A 25,735-nucleotide genomic window follows, 5' to 3' on the forward strand; every position below is an offset into this window, starting at 1 on the left:
GCAAACCTATCAACTCTCTTTTATCACCTAAAACCATAAGACCCTGTTAATCATCACGAAAAAATCGAAATAAATAAAACATTTCACAGCAATGGTTGTTTGCACAGCTTGTTTAATAGCTAAATGCTTTCAGCGAATTGGCTTTCGACCATATAGGCATAAAGAACATATAGGCTATGGAATGTATTGATGAGGACTATTTAAAGAGTATTGCGGATTAAAATGCCGATTCTGAATAAATGAAGGAGTTTGGATAGGAAAGATATGATATAGTTAGCTGCATACTATAGCTATTAAAAGTAAAGGCTGGTTCATAGCCTAAAATAAGGATGTTGTATTTAGATACAAAAAGATGCCTTTGGGCATATACTATATTAATATTGCCCAGTACTGAGCATAACTAAGGTACAGGCTTCTAATGGTTCGATTCCATGTTGATTAAGCAACTTTTCTAATTCATAATTTTCTGTACCAGGATTAAAAATAACTCTTTTTGGTTTAGTTTCTAATATATAATCATGGTATTGAGGTTGTAAGGCAGGACCAATATATAGAGTAATCGTATCAATATCCTGGTGAATTTCATCCGGCTGCTCAATTGCTACACCGGCAACCTCACCTTTTTTAATACCAACGTTAATAATTTCGTGATTAAAACGCGTTAACATATGTGCTGCTTTGTAGGCATATCTTGTTGGATCAGGAGATGCACCTATTATTAATGTCTTTTTCATTAGGATTAAATTATTTAGATAATATTTGATTAAAATTTAGAGAGCAATGCGATTTGTCCAGAGTGATAAGCATGATGCTGTACCAGACCATTCAAAAGTTCCATAAAAGTCACACCTGCACCTACTCCACCAAGCTCTTCTTTAGCTGAGTCGTTCCAATCTTCGTCCATGATATTTCCACTGTGCCGAATAAGTTCTTCGTTGGCCGTTTTGAAATTAAAAATAATCTTTTCCCAAGCTTGAGGAGTTTTTTCTATTGGGACAGGTCAATCACCCATAGCAGGTTCAGCTTCAGGATTACCCATTAAACGAGAAGTAACTTCCTCCGTCCAGGCAGTTAAGTGTAGTGCAATTTCAGCAATAGAATGTGCGTTTGGGATTAAATGCTGGAAAGCTTTTTCAGGATCGACATTATTTAGCGTTTGCATTACATGGTTTCCATGCCAAGAATCACCATTAAAGGCTTTTTGAACTTCATTTATGATAGTAAACATGATACAAGAACAATCTGATTATTATAAAGTTTGCTATCTGGAAGCCAAGATTGCATTTGCACAATTAATTCCGTCGATAGCAGCGCTTACAATTCCACCTGCATAACCTGCTCCCTCGGCACAAGGATACAAGCCTTTTACCTGAGGATGCTGATAACTTTCCTTATCTCGCGGAATACGAACTGGTGATGATGTTCTACTTTCTACACCGACCAAAATTGCTTCATTTGTATAGTAGCCTTTAATTTTCTTTCCGAACAATGGAAGCGCACCTCTTAAGCTCTTAGATACAAACTCCGGAAGAATATTATCCAGCATAACGCTTTTCGTTCCTGGGAGGTAAGAGTTTTTAGGTAAATCGATGGAAAGTTTATTGTTTACAAAATCTATCATCCGCTGTGCAGGGGCAACTAAATTTCCCCCACCAGCTTCAAAGGCAATTTTTTCGATCTCAGACTGAAAGTTCAACATTCTTAAAGGATCATAGCCCAGCACATCATCCAAAGTCACCTGAACAACGGTTCCAGAGTTAGCGAACGGATTATTTCGCTTAGATGGCGACCAACCATTCACCACTATTTCATTTTCGCCTGTTGCGCAGGGTGCAATAATCCCGCCTGGACACATACAAAATGAAAACACACCACGTGCACCAACTTGTTCTACCAAGCTATAATAAGCCGGAGGAAGAAACTCAGATCTTGTGTCGCAGTGATATTGAGCTACATCAATAATTTCCTGTGGATGCTCAATTCTAACTCCGAGTGCAAACGGCTTTGCCTCAATACGTATGTTTTTTCTGTTCAATAATTCATATACATCCCGGGCAGAATGGCCGGTAGCCAGGATAAGATCATCTGCAAATAATTTTTCCTCAAAATTAATTTCTATACCCTTAACTTTCCCAAATTCAATTAATACATCTGTCATTTGGCTATCAAACATCACTTCCCCTCCTGCGTTCAGAATGGTTTCTCTGATGGCGGTGATAATATGTGGTAATTTATTTGTGCCGATATGGGGGCGGGCATCAATTAAAATATCTTTTTCTGCGCCATGATCTACAAATGCCTGAAGCACTTTATTAATATCACCGCGTTTGTTAGATCGTGTATAAAGTTTACCATCAGAGTACGTTCCTGCCCCGCCTTCTCCATAACAATAATTTGATTCAGTATTAACTAAACCTTGTTTATTAATGGCTGCCAAATCACGGCGGCGTTGCTTAACATCTTTTCCACGCTCAATAATGATAGGCTTTAGTCCGTTCTCTATGCATTGCAAAGCAGCAAATAAGCCTGCGGGACCTGCCCCAACAATAATGACTGGTTTTGCATCCTTAACATTTGGATAATGAATGGTCTGGATTTCAAGCTGAGGTTCCTCGTCAACGAAAACTTTAACCAACATTCGAAAAATAACCTTTCGTGATCTGGCATCTATCGAGCGCTTCAAAATATCATATGCCCTAATACGATCTTCAGACACTTTTAAAGTTTCGGCAAGCTTGGTTTTGATTATTTCGGATTGTGCTACCTGATGAGGAAGCAATGTAATTTCGATCTCTTTTTGCATGTAAAAGTCAGGTTTTTATCCTGAATTAATACAAAGATAAATAGAAAATCCAGTATTTAAGCAAAGGTTTCAACTGGCAATCTTTGCCGATTATTGTAAATAACGCATACTTTGCATACAACTTGTCATGTTTTTCACCTAAATTGTAACAAAGGAACGGATTTTGTAATCTCATTCGTAAATTGAAATATAATCAGTTGACAACAAAAGATAAAACCATAAAAATGAAAAAATTAGTATTTGGGATTTTAGCTGCTGTAATTGCAGTTACTACTTTAAGTTCATGCGGATATAACAGCATGGTTAAGCTTGATGAGAATGTAAAATCAAAATGGGGAACCGTACAAACTCAATATCAGAGAAGGGCGGATTTAATTCCAAACCTAGTTAGCACGGTTAAAGGTGCAGCTAAATTTGAACAAGGAACATTAACTGCCGTAACTGAAGCCCGTGCAAAAGCAACACAAATGACGGTGAATGCAGATGATTTAACGCCAGAAAACATTCAAAAATATCAGGCCGCACAAGGACAATTAAGTCAGGCATTGGGTAAATTATTATCAATTACAGAAGCTTATCCTGAATTAAGAGCAACACAGCAATTTAGTGATTTATCAGCGCAGCTAGAAAGCACTGAAAACAGAATTACAGTTGCCAGAAAAGACTTCAATGATGCGGTACAAGAGTATAACGGAAAAATCAGATCATTCCCAACAAATTTAACTTCAGGCATGTTTGGTTTTAAACCTAAAGGATATTTTGAAGCAGATGCCACTGCAAAAGATGCACCTAAAGTAGAATTTTAAAACCAGAACCAAAATATTTAAGGGTAGTGTGTGTTTAATTGTAAACATACATTACCCTTTTTACTTCAATTAAAATAAAATCATGTCGTTATTTTCAGATATTGAACAAGATAAAATCGCTCAGGCCATTTCAGATGCGGAGAAAGCAACCTCGGGTGAATTAAGAATTGCCATAGATAAACATTGTGAAGGTGATCCTTACGAAAAAGCCATAGAATATTTTACAAAACTAGATATGGATAAAACGTCCTTAAGAAACGGCGTACTGATATATCTCGCCCATTCAGATCATAAATTTGCCATTATTGGTGATTCTGGGATTAATAAAGTTGTGCCTGCTGATTTTTGGGAGACTACTAAAATCGCCATGACAGCTCACTTTGCCAAAGGTAACCTGGCGGATGGCATTATTGCAGGAGTGGCATTGGCTGGAGAAAAATTAGCTTTATTCTTCCCTCCGCAAAAAGGAGACATCAATGAATTGCCAAATGATATTGTATATATGGATAAACCTGAAAATAAATAAGCAATGAAAAAATTATTCCTTTTATCGTTATTCAGCTGTTTATTTACTTTTGGTTTTGCACAAGATTTCCCTGAAAAGCCCAATACATTGGTTAACGATTATGCCAATGTCCTTTCTGCTGATCAAAAACAGGCGCTGGAAGGCAAGCTTGTTGCGTTCAATGATTCTTCTTCTACACAAATTGCAATTGCAATATTAAAATCGGTTGGTGATTATGACATTAATGAATATGCTGTAGAACTGGGCCGGAAATGGGGTGTTGGGCAAAGTGGCAAAAACAATGGTATCATGATTGTTGTGGCCGTTGGCGATAGAAAAATCTCTATACAAACTGGTTATGGAGTAGAGGGTGCACTACCTGATATTTATGCCAAACGTATTATAGATAATGATATTAAGCCAAATTTTAAAGCTGGGGATTATTATGCCGGATTAGATGCAGGTACAACTTCAATTATAAAATATACCAAAGGTGAATATAAGAATGATAGTCCTAAAGCTTCATCTTCAAAAAAAGGAGGCATTGGGAGTATCTCTATTGTGATCTTCATCGTGGTCATTATCATCATTATCATCCGTAAAGGTGGCGGTGGTGGTGGAAGTGTAATTGGTGGCCGTGGCGCATCAAATGCATTATTCTGGGGAATGCTTTTTGGAAGTGGTGGCGGTAGCGGTGGAAACAGTGGCTGGGGCAGTGGCGGAGGATCTTCTGGTGGTGGTGGATTTGGTGGCTTTGGAGGAGGTAGTTTTGGCGGTGGCGGATCTAGCGGAAGCTGGTAGTCTTTAGTTTGGAATGTTCAACACTTTTTATATTATACGAGCATTTTAACTTTAAATAAAAACATGACCATATAATGTATAGGAAAGATTTAATTACATCAGAAATCCAGAAACTTGCTGAGGTTTTAGCTCGAATAATGGGCCTAAAACTGGAAGGCAAATTAAAGGATGCTCAAGAGATATTTAATGAAACGATGGAGAATAGCTTTACTTTGCCAATTGATATATTGGAAAGCGAAGAGCACACTACTTTCGAAACATGGTTGGAAAAATGCGATTTTCCACCTGAGAAATTAGATTCTTTAAGTGAGTTTCTTTATTATGAACTTGGAATTAGCACCGAAAGGAATCAGATTATTGCACCAAAACTGAATCTGGTTTATCAGTATTTAGCAGATCAGCATAAGATTGTGCATTTGGTTAATTTACATCGCCAGAAAACTATACAGCAATATATCTGATTTACAATTTTGAATAACAATTTATGACCAGGATTGAAAAGTGGCAAAAACTTGCCTCTAAATATTTAGTGAGAGAGAAGTGGGCAACATTACGGGTAGATGAGGTGCGACTGCCAAATGGAATAATTAAAGATGATTATTTTGTTTTGGAATATCCTGATTGGGCCACTGCTATTGCTTTAACTGAAGAAGGGAAAATGATTATGGTTCGTCAATATCGTCATGGTGCAGACATTGTATCTCTTGAAGTTCCGGGTGGCGTAATAGATGGTAACGAGGGCCCGGAAGCTGGTGTAAAAAGAGAGTTAATGGAAGAAACAGGCTATACTTTCAAAACCTGTAAGCTCGTTGCAGAACTTTATCCAAATCCAGCTACGGCAAATAATAAAACTTTCACTTATTTGCTTACTGGCGGAATTAAAACCCATGAGCAACATTTGGATGAGCATGAAATCCTGAATGTGGAAGAGTATACCATCGATGAGGTAAAACAATTGCTAAAGGAAAATAAAATTGCCCAGTGTATTCATGTTGCGGCACTACATTACGGATTCGCTGAACTTGAAAAGATGGAGTTTGAAGAACAATAAAACAAAAGAAAATTTATTAATAAAAAAGGTGCTGATTTGAAATCAAATCAGCACCTTTTTTATATGTTAAGCAATTGGAATAGGAGTCTTTACCAGATCTCTTACCCATGCTTGTGTTAGCTCATTTTTAATTTCTTTTGAATATCGTGTACGTAAGCTTTAAACTTCTTGTCTGTATCGATTAAATCTTCAACTGTTTGGCAAGCATAAATTACAGTACTGTGATCGCGACCGCCAAAAAAGGCACCAATAGTTTTTAATGATGATTTGGTATGGCTTTTAGACAGATACATGGAAATTTGGCGTGCCTGTACAATTTCGCGTTTACGGGTTTGAGATTTAACCATATCAACCGGAACTTCAAAATACTCACATACCAATTTCTGAATATATTCCATCGAAATTTCTTTCGTTGTATTTTTAATAAAATTCTTTAACATCTGCTTAGCTAACGCTAAATCGATCTCTTTCTTATTTAAGGTAGCTTGTGCCAGTAAGGAAACCATTGCTCCTTCTAATTCACGAACATTGTTATCAATATTGTGTGCAACGTATTCTACTACTTCGCCAGGCAGCTCAATACCATCGGCATACATTTTCTTTCTTAAAATCGCGATACGCGTTTCCAAATCAGGAATTTGTAAATCTGCAGATAAGCCCCATTTAAAACGACTTAATAAACGTTCTTCTAAACCAGCTAAATCTTTAGGTGCTTTATCAGAAGTTAAAATAACTTGTTTGCCTGATTGGTGTAAGTGGTTAAAGATGTGGAAGAAAATATCCTGTGTTTTTTCCTTACCCGCAAAGTTATGTACATCATCCATAATGATCACATCCATCGCCTGGTAAAAGTTAACGAAGTCATTAATGGTATTGTTCTTTAACGAGTCTACAAATTGCTGACAGAATTTCTCACAACTCACATAAATTACCAGTTTATCTGGCATGCTGCGTTTAATTTCATTACCAATTGCTTGGGCAAGGTGAGTTTTACCTAAACCTACACCACCATAAATCATTAATGGGTTAAATGATGTACCACCTGGTTTAGCGGCTACAGCATAACCTGCTGAACGGGCTAAACGGTTGCAATCTCCTTCAATATAATTTTCAAAAGTGTAATTAGCGTTTAATTGTGGATCAACATTTAATTTCTTTAATCCAGGAATAATAAATGGATTTTTAATGTCTTTATTAATCGAAACAGGAATTGGCATAGACTGTACCTTGGCCTCTGCTCCGTTTCCATTTGAGGGCATGTTTGTAGTATATGGATTACCGCTATTTGATGATTTATCAACCACGATATTATATTCTAACCTGCCATCATCTCCAAGTTGTTTTTTTACAGTCTTACGTAGCAAGCCTACATAGTGTTCTTCAAGCCATTCATAAAAGAACAAACTTGGCACTTGTATGGTTAAAACCTTACCTTCTAACTTAAGGGCTGTTATAGGCTCGAACCAAGTTTTGAAACTTTGGGTCGGGATGTTATCCTTAATAATTTGAAGACAGTTCTTCCACACTTCAGTACAAGTTTTTTCCATTGCGATTTCTATAATTTATTGATTTCCAGTGCCATTTCGGCTATACTGGATGGTCCGTTTCGGGACTACGAATATTGAGAAAATTATCAACATTTTAAACAAAAATTTCAAATAAATCGTAACCTACTGAAAGGTAATACCCTAGCATAGTTAACCTCAATTTTTTATGTTGATAACTATTTACTAACATACATTATCCACATTTTTATTTAATGAATCTGATATTTTCATCTGATCAGACTGATTTACACCTCGCAAATTCCAAGCCATTTTAGTTTCAATTATCTAATGATTTGTATGTTTTATCCTTCAAAAAACCCAATCCACTGATTATTAAGAGGGTAAATTCACCATGATTAACAAGCATACATTTACTTCAATGCTTATGAAATTTTAAGCTAAATGAAATTGGGTTTTAGAACAATCTGCCTACCTCTGAAACATTTAGCCTTACTATCTATACTCACCGAAAATTTTGCGCATTACGTCTGAAATTTCCCCTAAAGTGGCATATTTTTCTACTGCATCAATAATTAGCGGCATAAGATTAGCACTTCCGCTTGCTCCTTCTTCTAACAATTTTAAAGCCTTTTCTACAGCAATATGGTCACGGGTACTTTTTAAATAAACTAATTTATCTGATTGAAGTTTTCTGATGGATTCATCAATATGAAATACGTCTGTGATGCCTTCTTCAGGTTGTGTAAACCTATTAACTCCAACCGAAATTCGCTTACCTGCTTCAATCTCTTTCTGATATTCATAAGCGGCATGAGCAATTTCATTTTGCATATAATCACTTTCAATGGCATTAACTGATCCACCCATGGCATCAATTTTATCAATGTATTTCCAGGCCGCCGCTTCTACTTCGTCGGTTAAATTTTCTATAAAAAACGAACCTGCCAGTGGATCTACAGTATCTGTTACGCCGCTTTCAAAGCCTATAATTTGTTGGGTACGCAAGGCTATTTTTGCAGCAGCTTCTGTTGGTAATGAAAGTGCCTCATCATAACCATTGGTATGCAGGGATTGTGTTCCGCCTAACACAGCTGCCATGGCCTGATTCGTTACCCTGATTACATTATTGAGCGGCTGCTGGGCAGTTAATGTGGAGCCTCCTGTTTGGGTATGAAAACGTAACATTTGTGCCTTTTCATCAGTAGCTCCGAGTTCTTTGGTAATCTTCGACCACATCCTCCTGGCGGCCCGAAATTTGGCTATCTCCTCAAAAAAGTTGTTATGACAGTTAAAGAAAAATGAGAGTCTTTTCGCAAAAATATTGATATCCAATCCTTTATCAATAGCAGCTTTAAGATATGTTTTTCCATTCGCCAATGTAAAAGCAAGCTCCTGTACAGCATTGGAACCTGCTTCACGAATATGATAACCAGAAATGGAAATGGTATTCCATTTTGGAACTTCCTGACTGCAGAATTCAAAAATATCAGTGATCAATCGCATAGAGGGCTTAGGCGGATAAATGTATGTTCCTCTTGCGGCATATTCTTTCAAAATATCGTTCTGAATGGTTCCTGAAATTTGCTTCAAATCTGCTCCCTGTTTTTTAGCTAGCGCAATATACATCGCCAGTAAAATAGACGCAGTAGCATTTATGGTCATGGAAGTAGTAATATCCTTCAGCTGAATTCCATCAAAAAGGATTTCCATATCTTTCAATGAATCAATAGCCACACCAACTTTACCCACTTCACCATCAGCCATTTCATGATCTGAATCATAGCCGATCTGCGTAGGCAAATCAAAAGCTACAGATAAACCCGTAGTTCCCTGTGCCAGTAAATAATGGTACCTTTTATTAGATTCTTCAGCGGTAGAAAAACCTGCGTACTGCCTCATGGTCCATAAGCGCCCGCGATACATATCCTTCTGAATTCCTCTTGTAAACGGAAATTCGCCAGGCTTTTCTTCCATAGGCTTAGCTGAAAGGTAAAGTTCTTTAATTTCGATTCCGGAGGTTGTGGTATGTTTCATAGCAGAAATATGGTTAGGGGGTTAGGGGGTTAGGGGGTTAGGGGGTTAGGGGGTTAGGGGGTTAGGGGGTTAGGTGAACAACAGTTCAGATCTATTGATGTATTTGATTTGCATTAAATACCGTAAAAATACCTTCTTAATTAACCGATTTAAAATTAAATGCCAGCCATCTTCCTGGTACTGTTTACAGGTTGGTTTTTTAGCTACAAATACTATACCTGATACTTTATGAAGTAAATGCTGAATATTTAATGCCATGCGGCTTCCCAACTAATCATCTTCTCAACTTCCAAACCAACACCTCCACATCTTCCCGACTAGAACATTTTTTGAATATCTTTCTTAATCAATTCAATTGTTAAATCATAAGGATTTTCATCAATACTTGCCATATGGGTCAAAATTGCTTTGCTTAATTCTATTCCATTTGCATCTGCAGGCAAACCGCTAACAGCATTGTTGATCATCCCAATAGTATCATCTTTTAATTTCCGAACAACGCTCCAGGTAACACTATCTACATACAATTGTTGTGTAATGTTGTGTTGGTACTCAGATTTCACTTCGTTTAGTATGCCAGCCTGAAGTGTCGAAATGCCAATTCCTTGTTGATGTAAACGTACCAGCAGGTTGGCTGGATTAATCCGATCAGTGAAAATAATTAACCGCTCATGCGCCTGTAAACGCAGCGGCAAAAGATGTGCTCTGCTTTCTTTATTCAGTTCCACTTCTTTTAAATTAAAAAACCGCTGTATATCATTTTTTAAAATATAATATACCGCCATCAGGGCAATAAAAACGCCTGCAAATAATATAACAATGTCAGTTAAAATCTGTTGACTATTCATAGGTATTGTTTAATTACGGTAATTTTAACGAACCGCTGAAAGCAAAAATGTACATTATTATTTATATTTGTGATAGATAAAATTTAAATAGACATGAGCACAACAGTTGATACCACATTTGCACCGGTTACTTTCTCTGAGGGAGCATCTAAAGAACTATATAAATTAAAAGATCAGCAGGAGATTGGAGAAGATTATGGTTTACGTGTAGGCGTTGAAGGTGGTGGTTGCGCTGGAATGAACTATATTTTAGGCTTCGACCAGAAAAAAGAAGGCGACCAGGAGTTTTTTATTGATGGCATTAAAGTTTTCATGAATAAGGCCCATCAAATGTACCTGATGGGAATGATGATTGACTGGCAGGATGGTTTAAATTCTCGCGGTTTTACCTTTGTAAATCCTAATGCAACCAGTACCTGTGGTTGTGGAACAAGCTTCTCTGCATAAAAAAAATATTATTGTAACATAAAGTATAGTCCCTTTGTCTAAACATCGGGACTTTTTTTATTTTTACAGGCTTCGTCAGCCAAACGCTTACCGCTACACTAAATGAATTACAGAGAAAACATCAGACTGGCACTTGAATCCATTAAGGGTAATCGTTTGCGTACCATGCTTACGGCTTTGATTATTGCAATTGGATTAATGGCCCTGGTTGGAATCCTCACTACTCTTGATGCTGTTAAAAAAAGTATGACGGATGCCTTTAGCAGTATGGGTGCAAATTCATTTACCATTAGAAACCGTGGTACTGGGATTAGGATTGGAAATGGCAAAAGGCCTAAACCTTTCAAGGCCATCAGATATGAAGATGCTGTTAAATTTAAAGACAGTTTAAATGCACCGGCTACAGTTGCAGTGAGTGTTGTCGCCAGTGGTGGTTCTACAGTTAAATACGGGAATTTAAAAACCAATCCCAATATTAATGTTCAGGGTATTGATGAAAATGGTTTGGCATCTCAGGGATTAAATCTTTCTGAAGGAAGGAATTTTGGTGCTTCAGAAGTAAAAATGGGAAGCAACGTATGCATTGTGGGTGGTGAAGTGGTTACCAGACTTTTTAAAGATGCTGACCCGATGGATAAATTAATTAACGTAGGGAACAACCGTTTTAAAATTATTGGGGTATTAGAGAAAAAAGGTTCTAGTATGGGCTTTAGTGGTGATAGAGCTGTTTATGTACCTTTACTCAAAGCGAAGCAAATTAACGCAAATGCCAATCCTTCGTATACCATTACGGTGATGGTATCTGACAATAACCATCAGGAAAATGTTATTGGAGAATCTACTGCCCTATTTAGAAATATCAGAAAGGTAAAAATAAATGAAACCAATAACTTCGAAATTACAAAGAGTGATGCCATTGCACAAACACTGTTTGAGAACCTGGCTTTTGTTGCAGTTGGCGGTATAGCGATAGGAATTATCACACTTATTGGTGCTTCCATTGGTTTAATGAATATTATGCTAGTTTCTGTAACCGAGCGTACGAGAGAAATTGGAATCCGAAAAGCAATTGGTGCTAATCCAAAAGTAATACGCCGTCAATTCTTAATTGAAGCTGTGGTGATCTGTTTAATGGGAGGCGCATTGGGGATATTCTTAGGCATTGTTCTGGGCAATATCATATCACTAGCCATGGGTGGAGCTTTCCTTATTCCTTGGGCATTTATTCTTGGCGGCTTTGTATTATGTGTTGGTGTAGGAATTCTTTCAGGATATTATCCGGCAAAAAAAGCCTCACGTTTAGATCCTGTTGAGGCCTTAAGATATGAGTAATAACCTGCTAACTAACAGCTAAAATTTAAATCAATACGTTATTTAGCTGGTGCTGACTTAGCAGTCTTTGCATAAGAGGGGTATTCAAACTTTCTTCAAGTGCATCTGCATGTTTCAAATGATGCATATCACTGCCAATAAAATTTACCAAATGATTCTCCACCATCTCCTCTGCTGCTCTTTTTGCTCCAGAACCATAGTATCCGGTTAAGGCAATGGAGTTCATTTGAAGCTGACAACCTGTTTCTCTAATGCGGTAATAACTTTCTATAGAACCGTAAAAATAAGGGTAACGCTCAGGATGTGCTAATACGGGTGTGTAGCCTGCATCTTGTATGATTTTGATAAAGTCAAATAAGTTTTGCGGTGCATTAATATAAGAAAGTTCAAAAAGAAGATATTGCTTCCCAAAGGTTAACACTTCTTTCTGTTTAACCTTTTTTTCTAAGGTTTCATCTAAATAATATTCGGCGGCGGCATCCACTTCCAAATCAAGCTGTATGTCTGCCAAACCTTTTCTTAAAATGTCTAATCCGCGATTAATGGTATCAGGTGTATTCCTGAAATAATCAGCCATGATATGTGGTGTTGCAATTAGCTTTTTAAAGCCCAGCGCTTTAAAACGTTTAGCCAATAAAATAGAATCGTGCAAAGTTTGTGCGCCATCATCTATCCCCGGAATAATATGCGAATGCATATCTACACCAATATTGGAGAAATTAAATTCAGGCACTATTTTCTTTTTCTTGAATAATCCGAACATCACCGTGTTAATTTATTTCTTTGGGAAGATTTGATGCCTCAGCGGATGAAGCTAATTTAGAGGAATAGATTTTAGTGAGCAAGTTATTTAAGTTTTCACTCAGATCAAACTGCAAATCCTCGTGTAATTTATTGAATTTATTGATGGTTACTGCTACAGTTTTTAAATAAAACGTAGAAAATAAAATCATGTAATCCCGATAACCAAGGGTTGATTTACGATAGTCGAATGGTACGATGTTTAATATATATAACTTCAGTTCAACTTCGCCAATCGGATCTTTCGTAACCTTATAAAAATGATTCACAGTTGTAATCATCTTCCTTACTTTAACCAAAGCTTCCTTCGCATTTAGCTTTTTTAAATCAACAAGCTGCTCTTCTACATCAGCTTTTATCTTTTCTTTCCGGTTCTCCAGATCTGACTCATCCTCCAGTAATTTATAATGAAGGTGTTCTGTAAGCACTTTATCTTTTGCAATTAAACGCAATAACAACCTGTCTTTTTCCTTAATAGGCAGGTCTGTTATTGCATTTTTTAAATCTTTGTGCTCGGATAATTTCATTTAAAAAGGGTTAGCCTTAATATATTTTTCCCACTCCCAGGCAGAACGCATCATTTCATTAATATCAAGTTCAGCTTTCCAACCCAGTTCCTGATTAGACTTGGTAACATCACCATAAATCTGTACAATATCACCAGCCCTTCTTGGGCCAAGGTTATAATCAAGTTTCTCTCCATTAACATTTTCAAAAGCAGAAATGATTTCCAAAACTGAAGATCCTTTACCGGTTCCGATATTGAAAACGTCATAATTTGAAGAAGTCTCTTTTTTCTCTAATTTTCTAATCGCCGCTACATGCGCTTTTGCCAGGTCTACCACATGGATATAATCACGGATGGCAGAACCATCAGGGGTATTATAATCATTCCCATAAACCGTAATTGGTCCACGTTTACCAATAGCAGATTGCGTAATGAAAGGCACTAAATTAGCAGGAACACCATTTGGCAACTCGCCTATTAAAGCAGTTTCATGCGCACCTACTGGATTAAAATAGCGTAATGCGATAACATTTAATTCAGGTGTTACTGCTGCAGTCTCTGCTAAAATTTCTTCTGCCACTTGCTTGGTATTACCATATGGCGACTCTGCTTTTTTTACCGGAGCGGCCTCCGTAACGGGTAAGCTATCAGGCTGGCCATAAACTGTACAGGATGAAGAAAATACAAAATCAATCTTTCTGTTGAACGAAGTGAGTAGGTTGATTAAGCCGTAAAAATTATTTTTATAATATTTTAAAGGTTGCTCAACAGATTCGCCAACCGCTTTAGATGCGGCGAAGTGAATAATCCCTGTAATATCTGAATGGGCAGCTGCAAATTCTTTCACAGTATTTTCGTCCTGAAGATCAATTTCATTAAAATCAAACCACTTGCCTGTAATGGTATGTAGCTGAGTTAAAATTTTAATATTTGAGTTTGATAAGTTATCTATAATGACAACTTCATAACCTGCTTTGTGTAATTCTATAACGGTGTGAGAACCTATATATCCTGTTCCACCGGTAACTAATATTTTTGACATCTTAACGGTTAAATGTGGTAAAGTCTTTATGATCGATTTTTTCTAATGCTTCAGCAGGTAAAGATTTGAAATATTCATAAGTAATCTTTAAACCTTCTGCACGGCCTATTTTTGGTTCCCATCCTAAAATTTGCTGGGCTTTGGTAATGTCTGGCCGCCTTTGTTTAGGATCATCCTGAGGAAGCTCTCTATAAACTATTTTTTGTGAGGTACCTGTAAGTTTGATAATTTCTTCGCAAAATTGTTTAATGGTAATTTCATCCGGATTACCAATATTGACAGGTTGAGCATATTCACTCATTAGTAAGCGAAAAATACCTTCAATTAAATCATCAACATAACAAAACGAACGGGTTTGACTACCATCGCCAAAAACAGTTAAATCTTCTCCTCTTAAAGCCTGACCAATAAATGCAGGTAAAACACGGCCATCATTTAGGCGCATTCTTGGACCATAAGTATTAAAAATTCTAACAATTCTGGTTTCTACTCCATGAAAAGTATGATATGCCATGGTAATGGCCTCCTGAAAACGTTTGGCTTCATCATACACACCACGAGGGCCCACAGGATTTACATTTCCCCAATATTCTTCTGGCTGTGGGTTTACACTTGGATCGCCATATACTTCAGACGTTGAAGCAATTAACATTCTTGCGCCTTTATTTCTAGCCAAGCCTAACAAGTTATGGGTACCTAAAGAACCTACTTTTAAGGTTTGTATTGGAATTTTGAGGTAATCAATCGGGCTGGCCGGCGAAGCAAAATGAAGAATATAATCAAGCTTGCCTGGAACGTGTACAAATTTGGAAACATCGTGATTGTAAAACTCAAAGTTTTCCAATTTGAAGAGGTGCTCAATATTGGCCAAATCACCCGTGATCAGGTTATCCATTCCGATAACATGATAACCCTCCTTTACAAAACGATCACAAAGATGAGAGCCTAAAAATCCGGCCGCACCTGTGATTAAAATTCTTTTTTGACTCATTTTAATCTATCAATTTTCTGCCTATACTGTTATAATAGTAGCCAAGGTCGATCATTTTTTGTAAATCATACAAATTTCGTCCATCAAACACTACTTTATTTTTTAAGATATGATCAATTTTTTCAAAATCAGGATTCCGGAATACCGACCATTCTGTAGCAATGAGTAGCGCATCAGCATTTTCCAGTGCCTCATATTGGTTTTTAGCATATTTTACCTGATCGCCAATAATAGCTTCTACATTTTTCATCGCTTCAGGATCAAATACGGTAATGCTCGCACCTTGCTCAATCAGGGCTTTGATAATGTATAGCGCTGGCGCTTCACGAATGTCATCAGTTTCTGGCTTAAATGCAAGTCCCCAAAGTGCAAAATGCTTTCCTTTTATATCATTTTTATAATATTTCAGCACCTTATCTACCAAAATAGTTTTTTGTCGCTCATTAACTTCCATCACCGATTTCAAAATCTGGAAGTCATAAGCATAATCATCAGAAGATTTCACTAAGGCCTGAACATCTTTCGGGAAACACGAGCCACCATATCCTACCCCAGGGAAAAGAAAACGCTTCCCAATCCGGTCATCCGATCCAATTCCTTTTCTCACTGCATCTACATCTGCCCCTACCAACTCACAAAGATTTGCCACTTCATTCATAAAGGTAATTTTGGTAGCAAGAAATGAATTAGCAGCATATTTTGTTAATTCAGAAGAACGCTCATCCATAAATAAAATTGGATTTCCCTGACGGACATAAGGACCGTAAAGCTCGGCCATTAATTTTTTAGCCTTTTCGCTTCTGGTACCCAATACCACACGATCGGGTTTCATGAAATCATCAACAGCAACACCTTCCCTTAAAAACTCGGGATTAGAAACCACATCTACTTCAATTGAAGTATGCTCCTGAAAAACAGCTTTAACTTTATCTGCTGTACCTACAGGCACTGTAGATTTATTTACAATAACTTTATATTCTGTAATTAGCTTAGAGATATCTTTTGCCGCACCTAAAATATAGGAAAGGTCAGCAGCACCATCCCCACCCGGAGGCGTAGGCAAGGCCATGAAGATAATTTGTGCATCTTTCACTGCATCAGCAAGGTGAGTGGTAAAGGTTAATCTCCCCTGCTCAATGTTTCTATGAAATAACAGGTCTAATCCAGGCTCATAAATGGGCACTTCACCATCCTGCATTTTTTTCACCTTACTTTCATTTATATCCACACAGATTACATCGTTTCCTGTTTCTGCTAAACATGTTCCTGTAACTAAACCTACGTATCCGGTACCAATAACGGCTATTTTCATATATTCTTAAGCTTTTTAAATATATTCGTTTTATCTTGCCACGAAGATATGAAATTACACTTATGCTTTTGCTTTACATCCTCGGAATTCAGGTTTATGCTTTCATCATCAGGATTTTTTCCTTATTCAACCTAAAGGCTAAACTGTTTATTCGTGGACGTAAAAATGTTTATCAACAAATTGCAGAGCGGATAGATGCCAATCAAAAACACATTTGGTTTCATTTCGCATCTTTAGGAGAGTTTGAACAGGGAAGACCTGTATTAGAAAAACTAAAAGAAAAATACCCTTCAAAGAAAATTGTAGTCACGTTCTTTTCACCATCAGGATATGAAATCAGAAAAAATTATGCCTTGGCTGATGTTTTCTATCTTCCGCTTGATACCAAACACCATGCTAAAAGTTTTATTGAAGCAATTAACCCTGAAATGGCCATATTTACAAAGTACGAATTCTGGCATTTTTATTTTAAGGAGCTTCATCTCAGAAGCATTCCCTTATATGTAATTTCCGGGATCTTCAGACCTAATCAGGCATTTTTTAAATGGTACGGCGGCTTCTATCGTAAGATTCTATCAGCAGCTACTTATTTCTTTGTTCAAAATGAAGAAAGTAAAAATCTACTTAAATCAATCGGGCTAGAGAATGTAACTATTAACGGAGATACCCGTTTTGACCGGGTTTTTGAAAATGCTAAAGCACCTAAAAGGTTAGATTTAATTGAAAAGTTTATTGGTGATTCGCCAACTCTAATATGTGGAAGTACCTGGCCTGAAGATGAAAGACTTTTATCAGGATTACCGGAGAAATACCCAAACTGGAAGTTTATCATTGCACCACATGAAATTCACGAAAGTCATATCGAAAGTATTGAGAAACAGTTTCCGATAGGCAGTGTACGGTTTTCAGTATTTAGTACAAAGTTGGCTACAGACAGTTCTCAAATCTCAAGTCTCGAATCTCAAATCTTAATTATCGATAATATCGGCATGTTATCTGCGCTTTATCAGTATGGTAAAGTGGCTTATATTGGTGGTGGTTTTGGTGCTGGCATTCATAATACTTTGGAAGCCGCAGCCTTTGGCTTGCCCGTAATTTTTGGCCCTAAGTATGATAAATTTCAGGAAGCGAAGGATTTAATTACTTTGGGAGCGGCTAAAAGTATTAGCACAGCTGAAGAATTAATGAGTGCTTTTGATGATTTCAAGGAGAATACCGAGGCAGCAATAATTGCTAAACAATATGTAGAGGACAAAAAGGGCGCAACAGATCAGATCATTTCAATGATTACGAAATGATCTCAGCTTTAGCAATTTCCTCAACAATCTGTGGGATTTCCTGATCTATCGAAACCACAAAAACGTCTGGCTCATCACTTTGAGGTTCTTCTAAAGTCTCAAACTGACTTTCCAACAAACTCGAAGGCATATATTGATGAGATCTTTTAGAAATCCTTCCATAAATCAAAGCAAAGCTACCTTTAAGATATACGAAACAGATTGAATCATTGCCTTTTCTTAAAAGATCACGATAGCTCCTTTTAAGTGCGGAACAAGCAATAATGCAACTTGTTCCCTGAGCTACATGTTTATGCCCTACTTGCGCAATTAATTCCAGCCAATCTTGCCTGTCAGCATCCGTAAGTGGAATACCTGCAGCCATTTTATCTACATTCCTTTGAGCATGTAAATTATCGCCATCAATAAATTCAGCATTAATTGCTGGCGCCAATGCTTTGCCGATAACTGTTTTTCCACTTCCGGAAACCCCCATTAAAATAATAAATTTCGCCATTTCAGAAAGTTATTTTACCATATCAGCTAAAGCTTCAATAAACACCGGACTATCATTTAAGCTTTCTACCAATTGTACATGTTCACCACCCAATTCCCTGAATTCTTCATGGTATTCAACTGTTATCTCATAAAGTGTTTCTAAACAATCAGCTACAAATGCCGGACTAAAAACCAATAATCGTTTTTTACCTTCTGCTGCTAATTTTTTCAATACATCAGTGGTATACGGCTGTACCCATGGTTCTTTTCCTAAACGAGATTGAAAGCAAACGGTATATTGATCTCTTGATAGATTTAACTCTTTTGCAATTAACCTGGCAGTATCATGCCCCTGAGCAGAATAACAGAATTTATTAGTCTCATTTAAAGTCTGGCAACAATCTGCTGTTTTTAAACAATAGCTACCTGTATGATCACATTTTAGAAGCTGACGTTCAGGCAATCCATGGAAACTAAAAAGCACATGATCATAGTTTTCTACCTGATGCTTTCTGGCATTTTCTGCAAAAACCTTAATCATCAACTCATTATCATGGAAAGAATTTACAAAGGAGATTGGTGGTACTGTTTGCCATTTGCTCACCAGTTCCATTACCAACTGCATCACCGAGCCCGAACTTGCAGAGGCATATTGCGGAAACATTGGAATAACCTGAATACTTTCTACCAAACCTGCCTTTAAACTGGCTAATGCTGATGCAATAGACGGACTTTGATAGCGCATAGCCAGTTCTACATGATATTCGTCACCTAATTTTTCCTGTAGCATTTGAGCTTGTAAGCGACTATAATATAGCAAAGGAGATCCATTTTCATTCCAGATCTCTTTATATAGTTTAGCAGTTTTAGGGCTCCGGAAAGGGACAATTATTCCCTTAACCAATAATGTTCTGTTCAATTTAGGAATATCAATTACCCGCTCATCCATCAAAAACTGATCAAGATATTTTTTAACATCGGGTGTTGCCGGACTATCAGGTGTTCCTAAATTTACAAGTAAAATTCCCTTTTTGCTCATTGGTAAAAATATGTTTTGTGGCGCAAATATCGCGTTTTTATTGTTTTATGCCTATCCTTAAAATGTGATACTAGACATTTTTTAGTCAAATTTACATTAGTGGAGAAGCAGATTCGAGGATCATTAATATCGAGTATGTGATCTTTTAAACGAATCGATTATTTTGTTTTATACAATTGCCACCAAGGTGTTGCTGGCTTTTGATGATGTTCTAAATGATATCCAAAAAAATAGCAGGTAAAAAAAGCAAGAAGATGATTTTTTTGAAGTGTTGAGGAGTGATATTCATTTTCATGATCTCCTTTATGTGGTTGGTAAGTGCCGAAATAAAATAATTGAAAAGTACTAAGCAGTGAAGGTAAAACCCAAAAAAGCAATAAATTCCGCTGTTCAAACCAAATCTGCAAAACATTAAAAGCTGCCGCCATAATGATGAGCTGAATAATGGTTACATAGTTTAGCATAAACCTTAAATACCATTTCCAAAAACCATGAGGTGCAAAATCAGGATCTTCTTCGGTGTGTACATGACTATGGTGTTTATGGTGTTTTGAATATAAACGATTATAAAAAAAGCCTGCGTATAGGAATACAGAAAGGTAGCCAATGAAATTATTAATCGTTTTATTTGGTGAGATTGTACCATGCATGGCATCATGTGCGGTAATAAACAGGCCCGTGTAAAGATGCATTTGAACGAAAATCATCAGGTAAACAAAGGGATTGCTCCATGCGAAATTCCATGATAGCAAAAAAGAAAGGGAGCTTAGCCATAAAGCAATCACCAGTAAGGCAATTATGACACCAAAATAAGCATGATTCGTTTTCAAATAAGAAATATTAAATGTCTATAATTTATATGATAAACAGTTAACGCTGGTAAAAGTTGCAGAGGAGCAGAAGTTTAGTATTGTTCTAATTGGGCTTTTACTTTTTCCATAAGCCACATAGGTGTTGAAGTAGCACCACAAATACCCACCCTATCATTTTCTAAAAACCATTCCAATTTCAATTCATCTACATTGGAAATGAAATATGACTGATCATTATGCTTTTTACACACATCATAGAGCACTTTGCCATTTGATGACTTTTTGCCCGAAACAAAAACGATTTTATCATAATGACTCACAAAATTTTCCAATTCGCCATAGCGGTTAGATACTTGTCTGCAAATGGTATCATTTGCTTTTACTTCATAACCGCGACTCAATAATTCATCTTTTATGTGATAGAATTTGTCGGTACTTTTTGTAGTTTGGCTGTAAAGGGTAAACTTCGAAGGTAATTCTACGTGATCGAGCTCTGCTAAATCCTGAAAAACAATAGCTTTTCCATCTGTTTGCCCTTGCAAGCCGATTACTTCAGCATGGCCATGCTTACCAAAAATCAAGATCTGCTCATCATCATCGTGAGAATTTTTAATTCTGTTCTGCAGTTTTAATACCACCGGACAAGAAGCATCGATAAGTGTAAGGTTATTTTCAAGGGCCAATTGGTAAGTTGATGGTGCTTCACCGTGTGCCCTGATTAAAACTTTCTCGTTTCGTAAGTCTTGCAGAACTTCATGATCGATAATTTTTAATCCGCGTTTGGTTAAACGTTCAACCTCTTCATCATTATGAACAATATCGCCAAGGCAATATAAATAACCTTCGTTATCTAAAATATCCTCTGCCATTTCGATAGCATAAACTACCCCGAAGCAAAAGCCTGATGACTTATCTATATTGACTTGTAAGTTATAGCCCATTGAGTTACAAAATTAAGCAAAAATATTTGTTCCGGTTGTCATGTATAAGACAACAAAAAAGATTAATTGTGCGATAAACATCGTTGTACCAATATATTTTTGCTGTTTTAATCCTAAGGCATAATAAAATTTCAACAATATAACAGATACAATGAACCAGGCGATATAATTTTGCAGGGGTATCTCATGCCAGTCCCACTGCCAATAATTAAATTTCATGGCAACGGGTTCCATGAAAAAGTCGAAAATAATTAATAGGAGCGCACCCAGTAGTGATGCCAAAATACTATTTCTAACCTTTAAACTTTTCATCATTTGGCCAATACTGAAAATTAAAATCACCCAATTTACGCCCATTAACAAGGGAACTGCAGCAATTTTATATCCTAATGTATCGCCATAATAATAGCTGCCAAAGATTTTCCCCGTGTGCACGCCCAATACCTCTACCAGCCAGCCACATAAAAAAACACCGCACACAAATAACGACAGGCGCTTAATATCACCATTATAAGTAAAAACGATAATGGCAAACATCAATAGCAAATGAAAAGGCACCATTTTCATAAAGTAAGGATGTGTAGCTGGTATTAAAAAGCCAACCAAGCCAACCATATGAAAAACAGCGATAATACCAACTGCAATTCTTTTAATCTTTAAATCGCTTTGATCGATCTGCCCTTCCATGTGCCTGTTTTAAAAATGTGTTGTATAATGGATAAAAATGAAATTATTAAGAAGAAAAACATCTGGAACGGATGAAGCAATAAATTGATTAAAACGTTCTGTCCTGATAAATAGGAAACCATTATTCTACTTAAAAAAATTAATGTTAACGGTAATACAAGTAAAGAGATATTAAAGTTTAATAATAAAATTAAAGGCCCTACCGTAACCAAAAGCTGGTAAAATAGTAAGATAATTACGTTGTTACCAAAACCAGCTAGTAAATTTTTACTAAAGCCATTTAGGCTTTCGTTTAAATTTTTATACATCCGACAGTAGATCAACCCATTACCCAGTAAAGCCTCTCCATTAAATTTTTGCAATTTTACGGCTTTCATAATTTCTACATCTTCCACTACCTTATTGCGTACTTGTTGGTGCCACTGATTTTTCTTGTAATTATCTGCTTTAAAAAACATACATTGTCCGCTGGCTGCAGCAAATGCCGGATTGCTAGAAGACTTCACCAATCTTAACGGTAAAAGATTCAATAAAATAAAATGCATTAACGGAACAGTGAGCCACTCACCTACAGACTTCATTACCTGATTGGTAAATATACTGATCAAAGCCAGATGACCGATTTCCATTCTGTTAATTAAGCTATTAATGAAGCCTTTTTTAATCGCTTCATCAGCATCAACAAACAATAAGTACTTTCCTTTTGCTAATGCCGCAAGTTGATGGCAGGCATAATTTTTCCCCAACCAACCTGTTGGAAGTTCATCTCCATGTTCTATTCTAAACTGTGGATTGACTAATGAAAAAGCGCTCACCAATTCAAAGGTTTTATCACTACTATGATCATCCAGCACAATCACCTCGTAGTTTTGGTAATCCTGATTCTTAATCGATTCAAGTAGGGGAATAATATCCTCTTCTTCATCACGTGCTGGAATTAAAATAGAAACAAAATCATTATAGTGCTTGATTACCCTAGGTAATTTAGGGTTAGATAGAAAGTTAAATACGGTTACCGAAAAACGGATCACCATAAATATTAAAACGGCATAGATAAAAATGGTCATTCTTTAAGTTGTGTTTGTTTAACAACCGACTGATCATAATGTTTATTATAGGCGCTTTTAAGCAATTGCAAGCTCATATACTCTTCGCTTTCCCATTGCTGCAGGTAAGTTTGCACTGTTGGTTTCCGATTGGAAAAATAATCTACAAATGTTGCAGCAAAAATGATGCTGAATCTTTTCTGGCAGGATTTGATAATTTGCATTACCCCTTTTTCGAAAGTGATATTTTTCAAATGATTAGAATGCAACTTACCCTGGGGAAAAACAAGCACCAGATTATTTTTATCCTCTAATAATTTAGCTGCATAATTCAGCATTCCCAAAACATCCTTCCCACTGCTCTCTGCAGCAAATGCACCAAGATATTTCAAAAACCCTACCTTATTATAGTTCTCAGCATTGACTAAGACATGAAACTTTTTTTTAAACAGCTTTTTATTAATAAAGAAAATAAAAAATCCATCCCACCAGCTAAAATGATTTGCCAGGATTAAGATAGATGCCTGCTCATCGGGCTGAATGAAGTTGTGATTAAAGCCAGCAAAATCTTTCTTTATAATGAATGAAATGTACCAGGAAAAAAAGCGATAAATGAAATTATTTTTTCGAGGACGGTACATGCCGGGAAATTGCAAAAAATTGCTGTCAATTGCAAGTTTTGTGCTTTAAAGCAATGACCAATAGCATATTTATTTATTTGAGGGGATTAAAGACATAATTAACTCAAATAAACACGATCTTCTTCTCCTTCAACGTCCATGATTACATCAACATGTTCTTTTAAAACAGTAGCCAATTCCAGTCCCACAAAATCGGTTGCAACAGGGAAAATTTTATGACTTCTATCTACAAGAACAACGGTACGGATTTTTTTATGGGGGGTGTTCAGGAAGACGCCTAAACCGTAAGCCAGGGTTTTTCCGCTATTTAAAACATCATCTACGATAATAATGACTTTATTTTTCCATTGACTTTCATCTAAATCAGTGGTTGCAATAAGTTTGCTGCTTTCTTTCTGAAGATCTATGCGCAAAAGCGTTAGCTTAAAACCGGCAATTTTTTTCAGCACCTTTTCCAAACGTAAAGCCAATTTATATCCCCGATCCCAAATACCCGCTAATACTACCTCTTTCTCATTTAGATTATCTTCCAAAATCTGATACGCAATGCGATCTATCTTTTGTTGAATCTGTTTCTTATTAAGTATGAGGAGTTGCGATGCCATTGTATAAAATGATTGAATACAAAAAGAACAATTTTAAGGGTGAAATTCAAACTATTTCAAAAATAATTTTCACTTGCTTGCAACGTTTCTGTCTTGCCTGCGTCTAATGACTAACCAAAAAACAAATTTATGAAAAACCTGATCAGAATATTTACCATCTTATTTTTTACTTTTTCTGCAACTGTAATCATGGCACAGGAAAGCAAAAACTTTCCAGTTAAAAATTATAACAGTATTGGCATTAGCAGTGGAATTGATTTATACCTCACTCAGGGAAACACCGAAAGTGTTACAATTAAATCCGATAGTAAAACCCTGGAAGATATCGTAGTGGAACAACGTGGAGATAAAATCACTATTAAATTTAAAGATGGGATTAGCTGGAGCGGCATGTTTAAAAACCGTACAATCAAAGCTTATGTGAGCTATAAAACATTAAACGAAATTGCTGCCTCTGGCGGATCAGATGTATTTACGCAGAACCCAATCAAAACCAACAGCTTGGCCATCAGGGCATCCGGCGGATCAGACTTAAAATTAAATTTGGTCAGTAAAGATCTAACCATTCAGTCTAGTGGCGGTAGTGATATCAACCTTAAAGGCAAAGCAACAAATATGAGTATTCAATCAAGCGGAGGCAGTGATATTGATGCTTATGAATTGATTACAGATTATGCAAAAGTACAGGCATCGGGAGGATCTGATGTAAGTATCTATGTTAACAAAGGATTGGAAGCAGCAGCAAGTGGTGGCGGAGACGTGAGTTTCAAAGGAAATGCAGCACTAAATAAAACATCAACCTCAAAGAGCGGAGATGTTCATCACGTCAATTAAGAACTTTAGTTTAGTTAATGATAAATTCGCCGCTTTGTGGATGCAAAGCGGCTTATTTTTTTTTACAGCAATTTAATCTCAGCATTGCATCAGAGCCTTTTTCATCACTAACTACAAAAGTCTTTGTATTACCTTTCTGCCTTTTTATATGGGTAATAAATAAAATTCGCCCCTTCTGGTACGATTACAAAAACACACATAAAATCTTCAGGTCTTTTATAAACTTTTAAAAAGGGTTCTTTCTTTTCTTTCGTGATAATTCCCTTTTCTACAAATTCTTCTAAAGTTGAGGCCTGAATAGACCAATCGGTATTTAATTCTTCTCTATTTAAGATCATTTCTCCGATGCTGACCTGATGTTGGTGAGCAATAAAAATAGGATGTGCTGAAATGCCTTCAACCATAATTTCAATACCTACCTCTTTGATAGCATCTGCATAAAAAGCTAAATCTTTTTCCAGACTCACCAAAGGGCTTTCCTGTTTCTTCTGAGATTCGCCACCATCTTCTGGTGTTGCATTTAATAATTCTTCTCTATCCATTCTTAATGGTTGTATTTTTGAATG

At 36.6% G+C, this 25,735-nt stretch carries 30 protein-coding genes; 9 read left to right on the forward strand and 21 right to left on the reverse strand.

The annotated features are described in order from the left end of the window. Positions 1-374: 374 nt before the first annotated feature. From EV200_RS13070 to EV200_RS13080, 4 genes are all read right to left on the reverse strand, one after another. Complete coding sequence (locus tag EV200_RS13070; RefSeq protein WP_132533322.1) at positions 375-734, reverse strand: CoA-binding protein; 360 nt, start codon at positions 732-734, stop codon at positions 375-377. A 29-nt stretch (positions 735-763) separates the two neighbouring features. Further along, positions 764-904: a hypothetical protein gene (locus EV200_RS21780; RefSeq protein WP_165877930.1), complete on the reverse strand. Its 141-nt coding sequence runs from the start codon at positions 902-904 to the stop codon at positions 764-766. A gap of 96 nt (positions 905-1,000) precedes the next feature. Continuing rightward, complete coding sequence (locus EV200_RS13075; protein ID WP_132533324.1) at positions 1,001-1,228, reverse strand: hypothetical protein; 228 nt, start codon at positions 1,226-1,228, stop codon at positions 1,001-1,003. 33 nt (positions 1,229-1,261) lie between these two features. Further along, positions 1,262-2,803: an NAD(P)/FAD-dependent oxidoreductase gene (locus EV200_RS13080; RefSeq protein WP_132533326.1), complete on the reverse strand. Its 1,542-nt coding sequence runs from the start codon at positions 2,801-2,803 to the stop codon at positions 1,262-1,264. A 224-nt stretch (positions 2,804-3,027) separates the two neighbouring features. Here EV200_RS13080 and EV200_RS13085 point away from each other — a divergent pair, with 224 nt between their 5' ends. The 5 genes from EV200_RS13085 to EV200_RS13105 all read left to right on the forward strand — a co-directional run bounded on the left by EV200_RS13085 (position 3,028) and on the right by EV200_RS13105 (position 5,966). After that, positions 3,028-3,609, forward strand: coding sequence for a LemA family protein (locus EV200_RS13085; protein WP_029286517.1), 582 nt, complete (start codon positions 3,028-3,030; stop codon positions 3,607-3,609). 82 nt (positions 3,610-3,691) lie between these two features. Continuing rightward, positions 3,692-4,135 carry a TPM domain-containing protein gene (locus EV200_RS13090; protein WP_132533328.1) on the forward strand — a complete coding sequence of 148 codons (444 nt, stop codon included), beginning with the start codon at positions 3,692-3,694 and terminating at the stop codon, positions 4,133-4,135. Between the two features lie 3 nt (positions 4,136-4,138). After that, positions 4,139-4,915 (forward strand): TPM domain-containing protein, encoded by a 777-nt coding sequence (locus tag EV200_RS13095; RefSeq protein ID WP_132533330.1) that lies wholly within the window; start codon positions 4,139-4,141, stop codon positions 4,913-4,915. A gap of 74 nt (positions 4,916-4,989) precedes the next feature. Further along, the gene (locus EV200_RS13100; protein WP_132533332.1) at positions 4,990-5,376 is read left to right on the forward strand and encodes a hypothetical protein; all 387 of its coding nucleotides are present in this window, start codon (positions 4,990-4,992) and stop codon (positions 5,374-5,376) included. Positions 5,377-5,399: 23 nt separating this feature from the next. After that, the gene (locus EV200_RS13105; RefSeq protein ID WP_132533335.1) at positions 5,400-5,966 is read left to right on the forward strand and encodes an NUDIX hydrolase; all 567 of its coding nucleotides are present in this window, start codon (positions 5,400-5,402) and stop codon (positions 5,964-5,966) included. Between the two features lie 116 nt (positions 5,967-6,082). Here the strand turns inward: EV200_RS13105 and dnaA are convergent, their stop codons facing one another. The 3 genes from dnaA to EV200_RS13120 form a co-directional block, all read right to left on the reverse strand. After that, positions 6,083-7,513, reverse strand: a complete 1,431-nt coding sequence (gene dnaA / locus EV200_RS13110) for a chromosomal replication initiator protein DnaA (RefSeq protein ID WP_029286510.1) — start codon at positions 7,511-7,513, stop codon at positions 6,083-6,085. A 453-nt stretch (positions 7,514-7,966) separates the two neighbouring features. Next, on the reverse strand, positions 7,967-9,508 hold the full coding sequence (locus EV200_RS13115) for an acyl-CoA mutase large subunit family protein (protein WP_208864548.1): 1,542 nt from the start codon (positions 9,506-9,508) through the stop codon (positions 7,967-7,969). 317 nt (positions 9,509-9,825) lie between these two features. Continuing rightward, positions 9,826-10,356 (reverse strand): DUF7935 family protein, encoded by a 531-nt coding sequence (locus EV200_RS13120; protein WP_132533348.1) that lies wholly within the window; start codon positions 10,354-10,356, stop codon positions 9,826-9,828. 93 nt (positions 10,357-10,449) lie between these two features. Here EV200_RS13120 and EV200_RS13125 point away from each other — a divergent pair, with 93 nt between their 5' ends. Further along, positions 10,450-10,803: a HesB/IscA family protein gene (locus EV200_RS13125; protein WP_029286505.1), complete on the forward strand. Its 354-nt coding sequence runs from the start codon at positions 10,450-10,452 to the stop codon at positions 10,801-10,803. A gap of 102 nt (positions 10,804-10,905) precedes the next feature. Then, entirely contained in the window at positions 10,906-12,135 is a 1,230-nt protein-coding gene (locus EV200_RS13130) for an ABC transporter permease (protein WP_132533350.1), read from the forward strand. Positions 12,136-12,160: 25 nt separating this feature from the next. Here the strand turns inward: EV200_RS13130 and EV200_RS13135 are convergent, their stop codons facing one another. The 5 genes from EV200_RS13135 to EV200_RS13155 are packed head-to-tail and all read right to left on the reverse strand — an operon-like array spanning position 12,161 to position 16,789. Further along, the gene (locus EV200_RS13135; RefSeq protein ID WP_132533352.1) at positions 12,161-12,898 is read right to left on the reverse strand and encodes a tyrosine-protein phosphatase; all 738 of its coding nucleotides are present in this window, start codon (positions 12,896-12,898) and stop codon (positions 12,161-12,163) included. A gap of 7 nt (positions 12,899-12,905) precedes the next feature. Continuing rightward, the gene (locus EV200_RS13140) at positions 12,906-13,463 is read right to left on the reverse strand and encodes a hypothetical protein (RefSeq protein WP_132533354.1); all 558 of its coding nucleotides are present in this window, start codon (positions 13,461-13,463) and stop codon (positions 12,906-12,908) included. Next, on the reverse strand, positions 13,464-14,486 hold the full coding sequence (galE, locus tag EV200_RS13145; protein ID WP_132533356.1) for a UDP-glucose 4-epimerase GalE: 1,023 nt from the start codon (positions 14,484-14,486) through the stop codon (positions 13,464-13,466). It abuts the gene before it with no gap. A 1-nt stretch (position 14,487) separates the two neighbouring features. Further along, a complete protein-coding gene (locus EV200_RS13150) occupies positions 14,488-15,477 on the reverse strand; it encodes a UDP-glucuronic acid decarboxylase family protein (RefSeq protein ID WP_132533358.1) in 990 nt (329 codons plus the stop codon). A gap of 1 nt (position 15,478) precedes the next feature. Next, entirely contained in the window at positions 15,479-16,789 is a 1,311-nt protein-coding gene (locus EV200_RS13155) for a UDP-glucose dehydrogenase family protein (protein WP_132533360.1), read from the reverse strand. A 62-nt stretch (positions 16,790-16,851) separates the two neighbouring features. Here EV200_RS13155 and EV200_RS13160 point away from each other — a divergent pair, with 62 nt between their 5' ends. Beyond that, entirely contained in the window at positions 16,852-18,087 is a 1,236-nt protein-coding gene (locus EV200_RS13160; RefSeq protein ID WP_132534100.1) for a 3-deoxy-D-manno-octulosonic acid transferase, read from the forward strand. Here the strand turns inward: EV200_RS13160 and EV200_RS13165 are convergent. The 8 genes from EV200_RS13165 to EV200_RS13200 all read right to left on the reverse strand — a co-directional run bounded on the left by EV200_RS13165 (position 18,077) and on the right by EV200_RS13200 (position 24,335). Then, positions 18,077-18,583, reverse strand: coding sequence for a gluconokinase (locus tag EV200_RS13165; protein WP_132533362.1), 507 nt, complete (start codon positions 18,581-18,583; stop codon positions 18,077-18,079). The genes EV200_RS13160 and EV200_RS13165 overlap by 11 nt on opposite strands. Before the next feature lie 9 nt (positions 18,584-18,592). Continuing rightward, the gene (gene hemH, locus EV200_RS13170; RefSeq protein ID WP_132533364.1) at positions 18,593-19,603 is read right to left on the reverse strand and encodes a ferrochelatase; all 1,011 of its coding nucleotides are present in this window, start codon (positions 19,601-19,603) and stop codon (positions 18,593-18,595) included. A 158-nt stretch (positions 19,604-19,761) separates the two neighbouring features. Continuing rightward, positions 19,762-20,433, reverse strand: a complete 672-nt coding sequence (locus tag EV200_RS13175) for a fatty acid desaturase (RefSeq protein ID WP_132533366.1) — start codon at positions 20,431-20,433, stop codon at positions 19,762-19,764. A 74-nt stretch (positions 20,434-20,507) separates the two neighbouring features. After that, on the reverse strand, positions 20,508-21,356 hold the full coding sequence (locus EV200_RS13180) for a 4-hydroxy-3-methylbut-2-enyl diphosphate reductase (RefSeq protein ID WP_132533368.1): 849 nt from the start codon (positions 21,354-21,356) through the stop codon (positions 20,508-20,510). A gap of 12 nt (positions 21,357-21,368) precedes the next feature. Continuing rightward, positions 21,369-22,043, reverse strand: a complete 675-nt coding sequence (locus EV200_RS13185; protein ID WP_132533370.1) for a carotenoid biosynthesis protein — start codon at positions 22,041-22,043, stop codon at positions 21,369-21,371. Further along, positions 22,013-23,110 carry a glycosyltransferase gene (locus tag EV200_RS13190; RefSeq protein WP_132533372.1) on the reverse strand — a complete coding sequence of 366 codons (1,098 nt, stop codon included), beginning with the start codon at positions 23,108-23,110 and terminating at the stop codon, positions 22,013-22,015. Before EV200_RS13190 ends, EV200_RS13185 begins: the two co-directional genes overlap by 31 nt. Continuing rightward, positions 23,107-23,730, reverse strand: coding sequence for a 1-acyl-sn-glycerol-3-phosphate acyltransferase (locus EV200_RS13195; protein ID WP_132533374.1), 624 nt, complete (start codon positions 23,728-23,730; stop codon positions 23,107-23,109). The genes EV200_RS13190 and EV200_RS13195 overlap by 4 nt, the downstream gene beginning before the upstream one ends. A 98-nt stretch (positions 23,731-23,828) precedes the next feature. Then, entirely contained in the window at positions 23,829-24,335 is a 507-nt protein-coding gene (locus EV200_RS13200; protein ID WP_132533376.1) for a phosphoribosyltransferase family protein, read from the reverse strand. A 129-nt stretch (positions 24,336-24,464) separates the two neighbouring features. On the opposite strand from EV200_RS13200, the gene EV200_RS13205 reads away from it, so the two are divergent. Beyond that, positions 24,465-25,169, forward strand: coding sequence for a head GIN domain-containing protein (locus tag EV200_RS13205; protein ID WP_132533378.1), 705 nt, complete (start codon positions 24,465-24,467; stop codon positions 25,167-25,169). A gap of 128 nt (positions 25,170-25,297) precedes the next feature. Here EV200_RS13205 and EV200_RS13210 read toward each other — a convergent pair whose 3' ends face one another. Further along, positions 25,298-25,711, reverse strand: a complete 414-nt coding sequence (locus EV200_RS13210) for a hypothetical protein (RefSeq protein ID WP_132533380.1) — start codon at positions 25,709-25,711, stop codon at positions 25,298-25,300. Positions 25,712-25,735: the final 24 nt, after the last annotated feature.

This window comes from Pedobacter psychrotolerans (assembly GCF_004340665.1).
Classification (GTDB): domain Bacteria; phylum Bacteroidota; class Bacteroidia; order Sphingobacteriales; family Sphingobacteriaceae; genus Pedobacter; species Pedobacter psychrotolerans.

Coding starts and splice junctions, on each gene's coding strand:
- EV200_RS13070 (WP_132533322.1), bottom strand. CDS start 734: ATGAAAAAGACATTAATAATAGGTGCATCTCCTGATCCAACAAGATAT.
- EV200_RS21780 (WP_165877930.1), bottom strand. CDS start 904: ATGGACGAAGATTGGAACGACTCAGCTAAAGAAGAGCTTGGTGGAGTA.
- EV200_RS13075 (WP_132533324.1), bottom strand. CDS start 1,228: ATGTTTACTATCATAAATGAAGTTCAAAAAGCCTTTAATGGTGATTCT.
- EV200_RS13080 (WP_132533326.1), bottom strand. CDS start 2,803: ATGCAAAAAGAGATCGAAATTACATTGCTTCCTCATCAGGTAGCACAA.
- EV200_RS13085 (WP_029286517.1), top strand. CDS start 3,028: ATGAAAAAATTAGTATTTGGGATTTTAGCTGCTGTAATTGCAGTTACT.
- EV200_RS13090 (WP_132533328.1), top strand. CDS start 3,692: ATGTCGTTATTTTCAGATATTGAACAAGATAAAATCGCTCAGGCCATT.
- EV200_RS13095 (WP_132533330.1), top strand. CDS start 4,139: ATGAAAAAATTATTCCTTTTATCGTTATTCAGCTGTTTATTTACTTTT.
- EV200_RS13100 (WP_132533332.1), top strand. CDS start 4,990: ATGTATAGGAAAGATTTAATTACATCAGAAATCCAGAAACTTGCTGAG.
- EV200_RS13105 (WP_132533335.1), top strand. CDS start 5,400: ATGACCAGGATTGAAAAGTGGCAAAAACTTGCCTCTAAATATTTAGTG.
- dnaA (WP_029286510.1), bottom strand. CDS start 7,513: ATGGAAAAAACTTGTACTGAAGTGTGGAAGAACTGTCTTCAAATTATT.
- EV200_RS13115 (WP_208864548.1), bottom strand. CDS start 9,508: ATGAAACATACCACAACCTCCGGAATCGAAATTAAAGAACTTTACCTT.
- EV200_RS13120 (WP_132533348.1), bottom strand. CDS start 10,356: ATGAATAGTCAACAGATTTTAACTGACATTGTTATATTATTTGCAGGC.
- EV200_RS13125 (WP_029286505.1), top strand. CDS start 10,450: ATGAGCACAACAGTTGATACCACATTTGCACCGGTTACTTTCTCTGAG.
- EV200_RS13130 (WP_132533350.1), top strand. CDS start 10,906: ATGAATTACAGAGAAAACATCAGACTGGCACTTGAATCCATTAAGGGT.
- EV200_RS13135 (WP_132533352.1), bottom strand. CDS start 12,898: ATGTTCGGATTATTCAAGAAAAAGAAAATAGTGCCTGAATTTAATTTC.
- EV200_RS13140 (WP_132533354.1), bottom strand. CDS start 13,463: ATGAAATTATCCGAGCACAAAGATTTAAAAAATGCAATAACAGACCTG.
- galE (WP_132533356.1), bottom strand. CDS start 14,486: ATGTCAAAAATATTAGTTACCGGTGGAACAGGATATATAGGTTCTCAC.
- EV200_RS13150 (WP_132533358.1), bottom strand. CDS start 15,477: ATGAGTCAAAAAAGAATTTTAATCACAGGTGCGGCCGGATTTTTAGGC.
- EV200_RS13155 (WP_132533360.1), bottom strand. CDS start 16,789: ATGAAAATAGCCGTTATTGGTACCGGATACGTAGGTTTAGTTACAGGA.
- EV200_RS13160 (WP_132534100.1), top strand. CDS start 16,852: ATGCTTTTGCTTTACATCCTCGGAATTCAGGTTTATGCTTTCATCATC.
- EV200_RS13165 (WP_132533362.1), bottom strand. CDS start 18,583: ATGGCGAAATTTATTATTTTAATGGGGGTTTCCGGAAGTGGAAAAACA.
- hemH (WP_132533364.1), bottom strand. CDS start 19,603: ATGAGCAAAAAGGGAATTTTACTTGTAAATTTAGGAACACCTGATAGT.
- EV200_RS13180 (WP_132533368.1), bottom strand. CDS start 21,356: ATGGGCTATAACTTACAAGTCAATATAGATAAGTCATCAGGCTTTTGC.
- EV200_RS13185 (WP_132533370.1), bottom strand. CDS start 22,043: ATGGAAGGGCAGATCGATCAAAGCGATTTAAAGATTAAAAGAATTGCA.
- EV200_RS13190 (WP_132533372.1), bottom strand. CDS start 23,110: ATGACCATTTTTATCTATGCCGTTTTAATATTTATGGTGATCCGTTTT.
- EV200_RS13195 (WP_132533374.1), bottom strand. CDS start 23,730: ATGTACCGTCCTCGAAAAAATAATTTCATTTATCGCTTTTTTTCCTGG.
- EV200_RS13200 (WP_132533376.1), bottom strand. CDS start 24,335: ATGGCATCGCAACTCCTCATACTTAATAAGAAACAGATTCAACAAAAG.
- EV200_RS13205 (WP_132533378.1), top strand. CDS start 24,465: ATGAAAAACCTGATCAGAATATTTACCATCTTATTTTTTACTTTTTCT.
- EV200_RS13210 (WP_132533380.1), bottom strand. CDS start 25,711: ATGGATAGAGAAGAATTATTAAATGCAACACCAGAAGATGGTGGCGAA.